This window comes from Kitasatospora sp. NPDC006697 (assembly GCF_042869935.1).
Taxonomy (GTDB): Bacteria; Actinomycetota; Actinomycetes; order Streptomycetales; family Streptomycetaceae; genus Kitasatospora.
This window is the reverse complement of the sequence record NZ_JBIAGU010000026.1, coordinates 92,558-105,530: the sequence shown is the minus strand read 5'-3', so window position 1 is coordinate 105,530 and position 12,973 is coordinate 92,558. Positions and strand designations below refer to the sequence as shown.

General features: G+C 73.5%; 13 protein-coding genes. 8 read left to right on the top strand and 5 right to left on the bottom strand.

All coding sequences use genetic code 11. The annotated features are described in order from the left end of the window. Positions 1–99: 99 nt before the first annotated feature. Entirely contained in the window at positions 100–1,341 is a 1,242-nt protein-coding gene (gene aroA / locus ACFYNO_RS29845; protein WP_388019383.1) for a 3-phosphoshikimate 1-carboxyvinyltransferase, read from the top strand. Here the strand turns inward: aroA and ACFYNO_RS29840 are convergent. Genes ACFYNO_RS29840 through ACFYNO_RS29830 form a run of 3 tightly spaced genes read right to left on the bottom strand, consistent with a single transcriptional unit; the run spans position 1,289 to position 4,031 of the window. Further along, entirely contained in the window at positions 1,289–2,155 is an 867-nt protein-coding gene (locus tag ACFYNO_RS29840) for a hypothetical protein (protein ID WP_388019380.1), read from the bottom strand. The two genes, aroA and ACFYNO_RS29840, sit on opposite strands and share 53 nt — an antisense overlap. 17 nt (positions 2,156–2,172) lie before the next feature. Beyond that, positions 2,173–3,660, bottom strand: a complete 1,488-nt coding sequence (locus ACFYNO_RS29835) for a caspase family protein (RefSeq protein ID WP_388019377.1) — start codon at positions 3,658–3,660, stop codon at positions 2,173–2,175. A gap of 2 nt (positions 3,661–3,662) precedes the next feature. Then, positions 3,663–4,031 carry a hypothetical protein gene (locus tag ACFYNO_RS29830; protein WP_388019374.1) on the bottom strand — a complete coding sequence of 123 codons (369 nt, stop codon included), beginning with the start codon at positions 4,029–4,031 and terminating at the stop codon, positions 3,663–3,665. A gap of 342 nt (positions 4,032–4,373) precedes the next feature. Between ACFYNO_RS29830 and ACFYNO_RS29825 the strand changes: the two genes are divergently transcribed. Together ACFYNO_RS29825 and ACFYNO_RS29820 are read left to right on the top strand one after the other, a co-directional pair. Then, positions 4,374–5,000, top strand: coding sequence for a TOPRIM nucleotidyl transferase/hydrolase domain-containing protein (locus ACFYNO_RS29825; RefSeq protein ID WP_388019371.1), 627 nt, complete (start codon positions 4,374–4,376; stop codon positions 4,998–5,000). 13 nt (positions 5,001–5,013) lie between these two features. Next, on the top strand, positions 5,014–5,670 hold the full coding sequence (locus tag ACFYNO_RS29820; RefSeq protein ID WP_388019368.1) for an MOSC domain-containing protein: 657 nt from the start codon (positions 5,014–5,016) through the stop codon (positions 5,668–5,670). Here the strand turns inward: ACFYNO_RS29820 and ACFYNO_RS29815 are convergent. Then, positions 5,667–6,392, bottom strand: coding sequence for a helix-turn-helix domain-containing protein (locus ACFYNO_RS29815; RefSeq protein WP_388019365.1), 726 nt, complete (start codon positions 6,390–6,392; stop codon positions 5,667–5,669). The two genes, ACFYNO_RS29820 and ACFYNO_RS29815, sit on opposite strands and share 4 nt — an antisense overlap. A gap of 250 nt (positions 6,393–6,642) precedes the next feature. Between ACFYNO_RS29815 and ACFYNO_RS29810 the strand changes: the two genes are divergently transcribed. The 3 genes from ACFYNO_RS29810 (at position 6,643) to ACFYNO_RS29800 (ending at position 9,263) form a co-directional block, all read left to right on the top strand. Continuing rightward, positions 6,643–7,449 carry an alpha/beta hydrolase gene (locus ACFYNO_RS29810; protein ID WP_388019362.1) on the top strand — a complete coding sequence of 269 codons (807 nt, stop codon included), beginning with the start codon at positions 6,643–6,645 and terminating at the stop codon, positions 7,447–7,449. Positions 7,450–7,485: 36 nt separating this feature from the next. Further along, the gene (locus tag ACFYNO_RS29805) at positions 7,486–7,893 is read left to right on the top strand and encodes a DUF3224 domain-containing protein (RefSeq protein ID WP_388019359.1); all 408 of its coding nucleotides are present in this window, start codon (positions 7,486–7,488) and stop codon (positions 7,891–7,893) included. A 605-nt stretch (positions 7,894–8,498) separates the two neighbouring features. Further along, the gene (locus ACFYNO_RS29800) at positions 8,499–9,263 is read left to right on the top strand and encodes a transglycosylase family protein (RefSeq protein ID WP_388019356.1); all 765 of its coding nucleotides are present in this window, start codon (positions 8,499–8,501) and stop codon (positions 9,261–9,263) included. Positions 9,264–9,368: 105 nt separating this feature from the next. On the opposite strand, the gene ACFYNO_RS29795 is transcribed toward ACFYNO_RS29800, so the two are convergent. Further along, positions 9,369–10,178 (bottom strand): ABC transporter ATP-binding protein, encoded by an 810-nt coding sequence (locus ACFYNO_RS29795; protein ID WP_388019353.1) that lies wholly within the window; start codon positions 10,176–10,178, stop codon positions 9,369–9,371. Positions 10,179–10,400: 222 nt separating this feature from the next. On the opposite strand from ACFYNO_RS29795, the gene ACFYNO_RS29790 reads away from it, so the two are divergent. Together ACFYNO_RS29790 and ACFYNO_RS29785 are read left to right on the top strand one after the other, a co-directional pair. Next, positions 10,401–11,912 (top strand): protein kinase, encoded by a 1,512-nt coding sequence (locus ACFYNO_RS29790; protein ID WP_388019350.1) that lies wholly within the window; start codon positions 10,401–10,403, stop codon positions 11,910–11,912. A 78-nt stretch (positions 11,913–11,990) separates the two neighbouring features. Next, positions 11,991–12,959: an MmcQ/YjbR family DNA-binding protein gene (locus ACFYNO_RS29785; RefSeq protein ID WP_388019347.1), complete on the top strand. Its 969-nt coding sequence runs from the start codon at positions 11,991–11,993 to the stop codon at positions 12,957–12,959. Positions 12,960–12,973 lie beyond the last annotated feature (14 nt).

Genomic DNA, 12,973 nt, shown 5'->3' with positions numbered 1-12,973 from the left:
CCAAGATCTGAATAATCAGCTCAGCGCTCCGCGGTCACCGGTTAGCGTGGAAACCCCGGTCACCCGCATGTGGCGCCACGCGCCGGCAAGGAGCCTGCCATGAGTCCGACCGTCGTGCCCGCGCTCGCTCGGATACCCGGATCTAAGAGCATCACCAACCGGGCGTTGCTGCTGGCCGCCGCGGCGGCGGGGGAGACCCTGCTGGGGGCGCCGCTGGTGAGTGATGACACGGTGGCGTTCCGGGACGGGCTGCGGGAGCTCGGGGTGGAGGTCGTCGAACGGGACGGCGGCTGGCTGGTGCGCGGCCTCGGGCGCGGGCCGCAGGGCCGGGGCAAAGTCTGGTGCGCGGACGCGGGGACGGCCGGGCGGTTCCTGCCCGTCTTCGCTGCGGCCGGGGCGGGCGAGTTCGGGTTCGACGGGTCCGAGCAGTTGCGGGTGCGGCCGCTGGGCCCGCTGGTGAAGGCGCTGGAGGCGCTGGGCGCCGAGGTGCTGGCGGGCGAGGGCGGGGGGCTGCCGCTGCGGGTGCGGTCGACCGGGCTGCGCGGGGGTGAGCTGGTGCTGGAGTCGGGGACCAGCAGCCAGTACCTGACCGGCATCCTGCTCTCCGCCCCGCTGATGGAGCGTCCGCTGACGGTGCGTGCGCCCGGGCTGGTCTCCAAGCCCTACATCGACATGACGCTGGCGATGATGCGGCACTTCGGCGCCGCCCCGGCGGTCGGGCCCGACGGGCGTATCCAGGTGCCGGCCGGCGGGTACCGGGCCCGCGACCTGCGGATCGAGCCGGATGCCTCGACCGCCTCCTACGTCTTCGCCGGCGCCGCCGTGACCGGCCGCAGCGTCACCGTGCGCGACCTGGGCAGCGGCAGCCTGCAGGGCGACCTGCGGTTCGCCGAGGTGCTGCGGCTGACCGGCGCCAAGGTGGAGATCGGCCCGGACGCCACCACCGTGACCGGCACCGGCCAGCTGCGCGGCGGCTTCGAGGTGGACATGGGCGACATCTCCGACACCTTCATGACCCTGGCCGCCATCGCCCCGTTGGCCGACGCGCCGATCACCATCACCGGCATCGGCCACGCCCGGCTCAAGGAGTCGGACCGGATCGCCGCGATGGCCGACAACCTGCGCGCCCTGGGCGCCGAGGTCGCCGACGGGCCCGACTGGATCACCATCACCCCCGGCCCGTTGCACCCCGCCGAGATCGCCTGCCACCGGGACCACCGGATCGCGATGTCCTTCTCGGTGCTCGGGCTGCGCTCGGCCGGGATCACGCTGGACGACCCGGATTGCGTCAGCAAGACCTTCCCGGAGTTCCACCAGGAGTTCGCGCGTCTGTTCGGCTGAGCAACCGCCAGTCGAAGGGCATGAGTTCCCGCTCCCACACGGCGGAGGCGGCCAGCTCCGCGGCCGCCTCCGGGGTGCGGAGCAGGCAGCGGTGGCGCAGCAGGTCGCGGCGCTCGGCGGGGGTGAGCAGGCGCTCCTCGGGGCTGAGGTTGTGCGGGTGGTCGGGGTGCAGCTCGGGGTCACCGTCGATCGGGCGGTCGCCCGCCACGTTGAGGCGGTCGCCGTCCCCGTCGCGGTAGTCCAGCCGGAAGTCGGTGCGCCACTGGGAGTTGGAGCCCCAGCCCTGGGACAGGTCGACGGTCGGGCGGTGCGGGCGGTGGAACGTCCAGAAGAGCGGCGAGCGGTCGGCGACGCCGCGCTGCGCGTGGTCGGCGCCGGCCCGGACGCGGACACCGGCGCGGGCGAAGAGGAGCCGGCCCAGCATCAGGCCGTGCCAGGCGAGTCCGGTGACCCGGATCGGCGCCTGCGGGTCGTCGGCCTGGTCGACCTCGGTGATCTCGTGCAGGAAGGGGTCGAAGACGGCGGCGTCGTCGAAGGGCGTCATGCCGAGGGCGGTGAAGAGCGGCAGGCGCCACGGCTGGTCTAGGAAGCGGTCGTTGACCCGGCTGAGGGCGTAGAGCTCGCGGAGCAGGTCCTGCCCGTCGGAGTCCGTCCACCAGGGGTGGTCGGTCTGCGCGGCCCTGGCCAGCCGGTCCGGGTAGTTGCCGGTCCGGGCCCGGGTGAGCCAGGGCAGGGCGATCTCCTGGTAGGGCTGCTCGCCCTCGTACTCGGTCAGCGATTCGTACAGCTCCCGTGCGTTCACCCCGTGCGCCATGGCAGCAGCGTAGGGGGCTACGACTGGCGGATGTGCTCGTCGACTTGGGCGCGGTTGTACCCGCGCCGCACCAGGTCGAAGGTGGGGATCGGACCGCGCTGCTCCTTGGGCGTCGCCAGGTAGCGGGCGACCTGGTCGGGGTCGTAGCCGCGCCGCGCAATCTCGAAGTAGTGCAGCCGCTCCTCTCCGGGCGGTGGCTGCTGCTGGCCGGCCTCGTTCCCGAGCAGTGAGAAGCCGCACTCTCCGCAGAACGTGTCGAGAGGGTCTAGGGCGGAGCTACAGGACTCACAGCGGGCCGGTTCATGGGTTCGGAGGCGCACCGTTTCGACGGCGGCCTGCGCACGGGCCTGCCCAAGGAGGTGCTCGGCTTCCGCACGCGCCCGTTGAAGGATGTGGTCGGCCTCTTCGTTCGCATTGGCCCTGGCCGCTGCGATCAGCGTGGCGCCGTGTTCGACAGCCGCCTTGCGAATCCTCGCAGCTTCGGCCTCAGCACGCGTCAGCACCGCCGCTGCCTCTGTCCGCGCGTCCCGCAGGACCGTAGCGACCGGGACCGCGGGAGCGGAGCCGGAGGAACGAAGCCGCTCCACCGCCGCAGCGGACACGACTTTGCTGTCGTCGTCGGCGAGGCGCCGTACCTCTTCCTGGACGACCCCGCGCACCGCCTCGTTCCCGACACGGTGCAGGTGGGCCAGCCCGTCGAGCGCGCCGAGCCGGTCCTTGGCGATCGGGCTCGCGATGGCGTTGCGCAGGTGCACCGGGAGCGTCCAGTTGATGTTCCTGGCGATGACGGTGCGGCCCTCGACGTTGTCCTGCTTCTTGGGCCGCTGCTGCGGCCGCTCCTCCACGACGCGGTCGTGCACGTAGCTGTAGAGCTCGTCGAGGGTGATGTCACCGTCGCCGTCGAGGTCGGCACTGCCGTCGCGCAGCCCCGCCACCAGGTAGCGCGTGAACACGGACTGCACCGCCTCGCCGTGTGCCTGGCCGCCCTCGAACGAGTACTGGGTGGAGTCCGATGCCGTCAGCACGGTGCGGCCCCGGCCCTGGAACCGCTCCAGGGTGTGGACGGCCGTGTCCGCCTTGGCGAGGTGGCCGGCCGGGAACGCCCCGCTGTAGCAGCAGTCCAGGATGAGCACCTTCTGCCGGGAGGAGCAGCCCTCCATCGCCCGGTCGATCTGTTCGGCGGACAGCCCGGTGAACAGCAGGCTGTCCCGGCGGGTGTTGGTCATCGCCAGGTACAGCCGGCCGTCGTCGTCCTTGAGGCCGTGGCCCGTGAAGTACAGCAGGGTCAGGTCGTCCCGGCGGCGCTCGCGGTAGAAGTCGCCGATCGCCTCGCCGACCTGCTGGAGGGGCTTGTTGACCAGCGTCGTGACGTCGAAGCCGGCGATTTCCGGGTCCCGCAGCACGGTGGCGAGCGCCTCGGCATCGTGGGCCGGGGCGGCGAGTTGGCGCAGCCCGGCGTCCTGGTAGTCGTAGGTGGCGATCAGAAGCGCCGATCTGCGGCCCACGGTCAGCTGCCGTCGTGGCGGCGGATGTACGCCTGGATCAGCTCGCGCTGCTCGGTGGCTGAGGCGTGCTCCAGCTCGATCGTGTCACCGTCGATGGTCACGGAGATGCGGTGCCGGGAGGAGGAGCTGCCGAGCCAGTCGCGCAGAACGTCGATGAGGGCGGTGAAGACGCCGCCGGACGCGCTCAGAGCCACGACGATCGCCCCCAGGGTGACGGGATCGGTGCCCTTGGCGCCGTCGGGAGCAGGGCCGGTGGGCGAGAAGTCGGCGGAGTCGACGTCCAACTCGGCTATCTCGGAGCGGAGTCGGCGGGCGAGGCGGTCCTGGGTCTCCGGATCCAGCTCAGGGTCGAGATCCAGGCGGAGTAGCACGCTCGTGGTGCTGTTCGCCGGCTCGCCGTCATGCATGTGTCCCCCCAGGGCAGAGTGCTGAAGCAGTGTCACCAGTGTGACGGCATCAGGCCCGGATTGTGGTGGCGGTGGCGAAGAAGGCGGTCCAGGCGGCTTGGTGGGCAGTGATCCGAGATCAGTGATCGGGCCGCGGCCTCGAACTCCTCGCCCCCGCCGAGGCCTGGGGCGCCGAGCATCGCTCCTGCGGCATCGGCAAGACGGTCTGGTGCACCCTGAAGGCCGCGACCGCCATCCGCTGACAAAACGTACGTGCGCGGGCGATCGCATCGGGGCAGGATGGCAGCCCGGGGAGAGCGAGGGCGTGTGGACGAGGTAGCACGGTTCCGGCAGGCGCTGATCGAGTGGGCGGCCGGCGGCGCGGAGGCGGAACAGGCCGCGGCGCGGGCGCGCGGAACGGCGGCCGCGGTGCGCACGGTGGTCCTCGTCGAGGGCGCCAGCGACCAGGTCGCCGTCGAGACCCTCGCCGCCCGCAGCGGGCGCGATCTCGCTGCCGAAGGCGTCGCCGTCGTTCCGCTCGGCGGGGCGATGAGCATCGGCCGGTTCCTGGACTGCTGCGGGCCGCCCGGGCTCGACCTCCCGCTGGCCGGGCTCTGCGACATCGGGGAGGAGCGGCACTTCCGGCGGCATCTGGAGCGGGTCGGCCTGGCGGCGCCCGGCTTCCAGGTCTGCCGGGCCGACCTGGAGGACGAGCTGATCCGTGCGCTCGGCACCGACACCGTCCAGCAAGTGATCGAGGAGCAGGGAGAGTTGCGCGGCTTCCGGGTCTTCCAGGGGCAGCCCGCGCAGCGCGAACGGCCCGTCGAGCACCAGTTGCGCCGCTTCCTGGGCACGCACAGCGGACGCAAGGCGCAGTACGCGCAGGCGCTGGTGGCGCGCCTCGATCCGGCCGGCGTTCCCCGTCCGCTCGACTTCCTGCTGGCACACCTCTGAGGGGGACTGACCCGTGCACCTGCTGTCCGTCAACATCGGTCGCCCGCAGCCGAATCCATGGAAGCAACTGCCCATGACGGGCATCGACAAGCAGCCCGTCGCCTACCCGGTCGCCGTCGCCGCGCCCGGACCGAAGGGCACCGGCGCGGTCGGCCTGGCCGGGGACCGGGTGGGCGACGTGAGGAACCACGGCGGCGACGACCAGGCCGTCTACGCCTGTGCCCGTGAGGATCTGGACGACTGGGAGGGGGAGTTCGGCAGGCCACTGCCCAACGGCTCCTTCGGCGAGAACCTGACCACCGCCGGCCTGGACGTCAACGGCGCGCTGATCGGCGAGCGTTGGCGGATCGGCTCGACGGTGGTGCTGGAGGTGTCCTGCCCGCGAATCCCCTGCTCGACCTTCCAGGGCCGGCTGGACCGCGCGGGCTGGATCAAGCGTTTCACCGAGGCCGCCCGCCCCGGCGCGTACCTGCGGGTGATCGTCCCCGGGGAGATCCGTGCGGGCGACGGCATCGAGATCCTGTCGCGGCCGGACCACCAGGTCACCGTGGAGCGCACGTTCCGCGCGCTCACTCTCGAACCCGGGCTGTTGCCAGGCCTGTTGGCGGCCGACGCGCTGCCGGCGGAGATCACGGACATGGCGCGCCGGCGGACAGGCTTCGGCGGTTAGCCGGAGACCTCGTCCGGCTTGCCGTGCAGCACGTCGCGGGCCTGGTCGGCGGCGCGGGCCATGGACTCGGAGACGAAGTCGAGGAAGCGGGAGACGTTCTCCATCCGGGTGCCGGCCGGGGTGCCGGGGCCGAGCACGCCGACGCCCTGGAGGGTGATCTCCACCAGCTGGGCGGTGGCCCGGGCGCTGGCCATCATCGACTGGTACCAGATGTCGTCGTCGGCGATGTAGCGCTCGCGGCGCCGCTCGTCGCGCTCGCGGCGGACCATGCCCTGGGCCTCCAGGAAGCTGATCGCCTTGGAGACCGAGGCCGGGCTGACCTGGAGGCGCCGGACCAGCTCGGCGGCGGTCAGGCTGCCCTCGTCGGTGGTGTAGATGCAGGCCAGCACCCGGGACATCATCTTCGGCATGCCGGACTGCATCAGGACGGTGGTGAACACCTCCTCGTAGGCGCGCACCGCCTCCGGGTCGCGGCCGTGCGGCTGGGCGGGCGCGCCGGGGGCCGGGGCGGCGGGGTGGCGGCGGCGCTGGGCGCGGTGGCCGGTGGCGCGCTGGGCCAGGTCGGCGCGGTAGGCGGCGGGGCCACCGTTGCGCAGCACCTCGCGGGTCACGGTGGAGGTCGGGCGCTCCAGGCGGCGGGCGATCTCGGCGTAGGCGAGGCCGTCGGCCAGCCCGAGGGCGATCTGCTGGCGCTCCTGCTGGGTGAGCCTGCCGCCGGGCATCGCGGCCTCCTTCGTGGTCCGGGTGCCGTCAGCATAGCGTTCGGCGACAGACCATTGCAACGATCTCGCTCGGCCGACGTTGCATTCCTCGCAGATCCATTGCAATGAAATTCCTGCTTTGACCTGTAATAACAAGGATCGAGCGCAACGCATGTATTGCCGAGATTGGAAATGCAACGTAGCTTTTCTCGTGTCGGAAACAGCGGGCAGGCGCTCCGCGCGACACGGACGAAACGCGGGGGAACCCACCATGAGCAGCAACGCCACCACCTCCTCCTGGACCGGCCTGGTCGCCGTCGAGGACACCGCGCTGGCGGTCACCGACACCGGCGGCAGCGGGCCGGCCGTGGTCTACCTGAACGGCTCCTACGCGGACCAGTCGCACTGGCGGCGGGTGGTCGCCGACCTGGGCGGCGGGTTCCGGCACATCACCTTCGACGAGCGGGCCCGCGGCAAGTCCCGGCCCTCGGGCGACTACTCCTTCGCTGCCTGCCTGCGCGACCTGGACGCCGTGCTCACGGCGCGCGGTGTCGAGCGGCCGGTCCTGGTCGGCTGGTCCTACGGCGCGCTGATCGCCGCGCACTGGGCGGCCCGCCACCCGGAGCGCACCGGCGCGGTGGTCCCGGTGGACGGCGCGATGCCGACCGACCCGATCGACGAGGCCACCCGGGCCCGGGTCCGCACGCTCTTCCGCCGGCTCAGCCCGATTTTCCCGATCGGCCGCCGGCTCGGCCTGGCCGCCCGGATGAGCGCGGCGCAGCACGCCGAGATCAACCTCGAACTGATCGACCTCTGCGAGCCGGCCGCGCTGGGGCCGGTGATCGACGGCATCGAGGCGCCCACCCGCTACGTCCTCGGCACCGGCGGCAGCCTCGGCGCCGACGAGAAGACCATCGAGAAGCTGCGCGCCGACCTCCTGCCGATGATCGCCGGGAAGCCGAACATCCGGGTGCACGCCAAGGTCGCCGGCAGCCACACGAAGATCCTGCGGAAGAACTCGCCGGCCGTCGCCGACGCCGTCCGGGCGCTGGCCGGGGAGCTGCGGCCCGACGGGTGAGCGGGGTTGTCGCACCCCTGCCGTACCGTTCGGCCCATGCGAGCCGATGCGACGTTCAGTGTCCTGTCCTTCACCCCCACCGACCTGGCGCCGGAGCCGGCGGTGAGCACGGGACTGCCGGTCGGGATCTCCCGGATGGAGAAGCGGTTCGAGGGCGGGCTGAGCGGGCGGTCGGCGACGCTCTTCACCGCGGCCTTCGACCATGCGGCCGGCACCGGCACCTACCTGGCGATGGAGTCCTTCGAGGGCGAGCTGGGCGGGCGGCGCGGGGCCTTCAACTTCGTGCACTCGGCGAGCACCACCGGCACGGACCGCAGCGCCGAGTTCTTCGCGATCGTGCCGGGCAGCGGGGCCGGGGAGCTGGCGGGGATCGCCGGCACCGGCGGGCTGACGGTGGAGGCGGACGGCACGCACCGGATCTGGCTGGACTACGAACTCGGCTGAGCCGGGCGAGAACGCGGGCGAAGGCTCGGTGGGAGTGCGGTGCGCTCCCGCCGAGCCTTTCTGCTCGGTGGAGTTGGGGGTGCGGTGGTCGGGTCCTGTGGCCCGGGTCACCTGGTGGGGGAGGGCCTGTGGGCGCGGTCACCGTGGGGATGAGAGCGGCCTGAGCGGCGGTGCCCGCGCGTGTCCGCGCGGCTGCACGGTGTCGACCTGTGCGGGGCTTCACATCGACAGGGCGTGCCGCGGGCGTCGCCGAGCGTCGAATTCGGCGGGGGAAATGTCCGATCTACGCGCATAGAATCCCCTCCCGACCACCCCCGTACCCGCGGAAACCAGCCGCTGACCTGCGCGGATCCGCGGAGGGTTGATCCGGCCGCGGCGGGTTCGTAGCTTCGTTGTTGTCGGAGCAACGAGCTCCACCCGGGATTCACCCCCCCGGCGGCGCAGCCCGCGTCCGCCAGGTGAGCCGGGAAACCGCGCAGTACGCCGGACATCGGCGTGCGAGGCGCTTCCTTCCCCGCGAGGGCAATCGCGATTCGGTGTCGGCCACCGCCATGGCCGGGCTTCGCCGTGCGCTGCTCTCTCCCGGGTATCTCGAAAGGCGTTCCATGAACTTCCGTACCAAGCCCGCGACCACCACCTCCGCCGACCAGACCACCGGTCGCCGCCGCGCCCGCACCGCCGTGCTCCTCGGCGCGGTCGCCGCGCTCCCGCTGGTCGGCGTGGTCGCCGCCAACTCGGCCTCCGCCGCCACCGCCTCCACCTGGGACAAGGTCGCCCAGTGCGAGAGCACCGGCAACTGGTCGATCAACACCGGCAACGGCTTCTACGGCGGTCTGCAGTTCACCCCGTCCACCTGGGCGGCTTACGGCGGCACCGCGTACGCGTCCAGCGCCGACCAGGCCACCAAGGACCAGCAGATCGCGATCGCCGAGAAGGTGCTCGCCGACCAGGGCCCCGGCGCCTGGCCCGTCTGCTCGGTGCAGGCCGGTCTGACCGCGGGCGGCGCGGCCGCTTCGGTGGACACCTCCTCCTCCAGCGCCGGCACCACCGCTGCCGCGCAGACCCAGCAGACCCAGACCCAGACCCAGACCCCGACCCAGGCCCCGGCGCAGACCCAGGACACCACCCCGTCCGCCCCGGTCCAGCAGTCCGCCCCGCAGCAGTCCGCCGGCTCCGGCCAGGGCGGCCACCACCACCGCCACGGCGGCGGCAACCAGGGCGGCTCCGGCTACACCGTGAAGGCCGGCGACACGCTGAGCAGCATCGCCGCCGCGCACGGCACCGACTGGGCCAGCCTGTACCAGAAGAACGCCCAGGCGATCGGCGCCAACGCCGACGTGATCTACCCGGGTCAGACCATCACCCTCTGACGCTCCGTCGCCTTCCTGCACGACGACGAAGTGTCGAAACGCCCGAGCGGGGCGCCGATGTCCGCGGCGCCCCGCTCGGGCGTTTCCGCCTGCGCGGACAGGGCGTCAGAGCGCCGGCGCCGCCGGCCGGGCCGCGCGGGCGGCCCAGCGGCCGTCCTCCCGGGTGATCCGCACCGGGTGGTCGAAGCAGGCGCTGATCAGCTCGGTGGTCACCACCTCGTCCACCGGCCCCCGGCCGACGCACTCGCCGTCGCGCAGCAGCAGCGCGTGCGAGGTGGAGCTGGGCAGCTCCTCCAGGTGGTGGGTGACCAGCACGCTGGCCAGCTCCGGGTGCAGCCGGCGCAGTTCGTCCAGGCTGCTGAGCAGTTGCTCGCGGGCGGTCAGGTCCAGCCCGGTGGCCGGCTCGTCGAGCAGCAGCAGCCGGGGCAGCGGCATCAGGGCGCGGGCGATCAGGGTCCGGCCGCGCTCGCCCTGGGAGAGCGTGGTCCAGGCGGCCCCGGCCCGCCTGGCCATGCCCAGGGTGCCGATCAGCGTCTCGGCGTGCTCCAACTGCTCCGGGGTGGGCTTGCGGTTCAGGTCCGGCTCGATGCTGCCGGTCACGCCGGTGAGCACCACCTCCCGCACCGTCAGCGGCGAGTGCAGCGGGTGCCGGGGGTTGACGTGGCCCAGGTGCGCCCGCAGGTCGCGGACGTCCACCCGGCCGAGCTGCGCGCCGAGCACCCGCACGGTGCCGCGGGTGGGGTGTGAGACGGCGCCGAGCAGCGCCAGCAGGGTGCTCTTGCCCGCGCCGTTGGCCCCGAGCACCGCCCAGTGCTCGCCGGGCCCGATGCTGAGCGAGATGTCCCGCAGCAGGTACCGCCCGTCCCGCACCACATCGACCGCCTCGGCCCGCAGGACCGGTTCGACTGCGTTCACGGGGTGCCTCCAGTGGGATTGATCACGACTGGGCAGGCTGGCACGCTAACACCCGCTCGGAACGGCTCCCGGCGCCGTTCCACAGGGTGGACTGCGCCCGTTCGGAGTACGCCGCTACTCTCGCTGGTGCCCCGCTCGATCCGACGGTCGACGGGCCGGCCCGGGGGACCCGCTCCCGGCGGGCCGGACCGGGGGCGGCGAGGCAGTGAGGAGCTGGACCAGGTGATCGGACGAGCGCTGAACGACCGCTATGAACTGGTCGGCACCCTCGGGGTCGGCGGCATGGCCACCGTCTACCACGGGGTGGACCGGGTGCTCGGCCGTCCCGTCGCGGTCAAGATCCTCAACGGCGGCCTGGCCGAGGACCCGCGGTTCGCCGAGCGGTTCGGCCGCGAGGCGCAGCACGCGGCGATGCTGGTGCACCCGCGGATCGCCATGGTCTTCGACTCCGGCATGGACCAGGGCTCGCCATACATCGTGATGGAGCTGATCCGCGGGCGTTCGCTGGGCTCGATGCTGGCCGAGGGCGGTCCGCTGCCGCTGGAGCGCGCGGTGGGCATCGCGGCCGCGGTCTGCGAGGCGCTGGAGGTGGCGCACGCGGCCGGGCTGGTGCACCGGGACATCAAGCCCGGCAATGTGATGATCACCGACGACGGCGGCGTGAAGGTGGTGGACTTCGGCATCGCCCGGGCCTCGGCCGGCGGCGGCCAGCAGCTCACCCAGACCGCCACCGTGCTCGGCACCGCCGCCTACCTCTCGCCGGAGCAGGCCACCGCGGGCGAGGTGGACGGCCGGGCCGACCTCTACGCGCTGGGCTGCGTGCTGGTGGAGATGCTGACCGGCGAGCCGCCGTTTACCGCCGACACGCCGGTGGCGATCGCGTTCAAGCAGGTCACCGAGGAGGCCGCGCCGGTCAGCCTGCACCGGCCCGAGGTGCCGACGGCGCTGGACGTCGCGGTGGCCCGGCTGCTCGCCAAGCGCCCGGACGACCGGCCGGCCTCGGCGGCCGCGGCCCGGGCCGAGCTGCTGGCGGCCGTGCCGGTGGCCGGCACCGTGGACCGCACCTCGGAGCTGCTGGCGATGGCCGCGCCGGACGGCGACCGGACCACCGTGCTGCCGCCGACCACCGCGCCCACCTCGCTGCTGGCCGCGCTGCCGCAGGAGCCCGCCGACCGGCCGGCCCAGGCCAGCCGCAAGCGGACCATGGCGCTGCTGTTCGGGGGCGCCGGGGTCTCGGTGGTGGCGCTGCTGGGCATCCTGGCCTTCGTCAACACCTCCTCGCCGGGCGGGAACGGGCACCGGAGCGGCACCCAGTCCGCCCCGGCGGCCCAGCCGGCCACCGGGCCGACCGCGCTGACCGCCACCGCCGTCCCGTCGCAGGCCGCCGGCGCCCCCGCCAGCCCGTCGCCGAGCGCGCCGAAGCAGACCCCCGGCAGCCCGGCGGCGGCGATCGCCGCGCTGCGCGCCGAGATCCAGGGCACCTCGATGCCGAAGGACCGTCAGGTCCCGCTGGTGAAGACCCTGGACACCGCCCTCGCCGCGCTCGGCCAGCAGCAGCCGGACGCCGCGGTGCAGGCCCTGAAGGGGGCCCAGCGCCAGGTCCGCGACCTGGCCAAGAAGCACACCGTCGACCCCCAGCTGTCCGGCTCCTGGCAGCGCCAGCTCGGCTCGGTCATCGGCTCGCTGAGCGCGGACGGCGGCGCGCCGGACAACAACGGGGACAACGGCAACTGAGCCCGCCCCCGTCCTGACATGTCGTCAGCAGACGGCAGAATGGCCGCACGGCACGGCTGGACGGGGAGGAACGACGCGATGGCCACGGTCGAGCAGGTCAGGGCGGCGGCGCTGCGGCTGCCGCGCACCGAGGAGCACCTGGTGCGCGACCGGGTGAAGTTCCGGGTCGGACGGATCGTCTACCTGGCGCTCTCCCGGGACGAGCAGACCCTGGGCTTCGCCTTCCCGCGCGAGGAGCGGGCGGCCCTGCTGGCCGCCGAGCCGGACCGCTACCTGCCGCCGGAGCCCGCCGACGAGCGGTACAACTGGCTCCGGCTGCGGCTCGCCGCGGTGGACGGCGCGGAGCTGGCCGAGATCATCGAGGACGCCTGGCGGATGGTGGTGCCGAAGAAGGTGGCTGCCGCCGTCGGCCTGCCGCCCGGCCCGGACCTGGCCGAACTGCGGGAGGCGGCCCGGGTCTTCGCCGGCTACGGCCCGGACCGGGGCTGGGCGCGCTGGGCCGCCGAGACGGCGCCGGCCGCCGACCTGGCCGACCCGGAGCACCGGGCCGCGCTGCACCGCTGGCTCAACGCCTGGGGCTGCCGCATCCGCTACCCGCGCCCGGGCGAGCCGGACCTGCTGGCGGACGGGCTGGCCGCCTGGTGGTCCCGGCACGGCGCCGGGCTGCCGGATCCGGCGGGCGACACCCTGGCCGGGCTGACCGACCGGCAGATCGAGGCGCTGGCCGCGGCCTACGGGGAACTGCACGCGCTGCCGGTCGGCCCGACCCGCACGCTCGGCCCGACCGCCGCCGCCAAGGCGCTGTACGCGCTGCGCCCGGCGGCCGTGATGCCCTGGGACGCGGCGATCGCCAAGCGGCTGCACGGCTCCCGGGACACCGCCGCCTTCGCCCGCCACCTGCGCTGCGGCCGGGCCTGGGCCCGGGCGGTGCTGGCGGAGTCCGGCCTGCCGGAGGCGGAGCTGCCGGCCGCGCTCGGGCGGCCGGGGGTGCCGCTGGCCAAGGTGCTGGACGACCACCTCTACGTGTCGATCACCGCGGCGGGCTGACGTCCCGGCGGCCG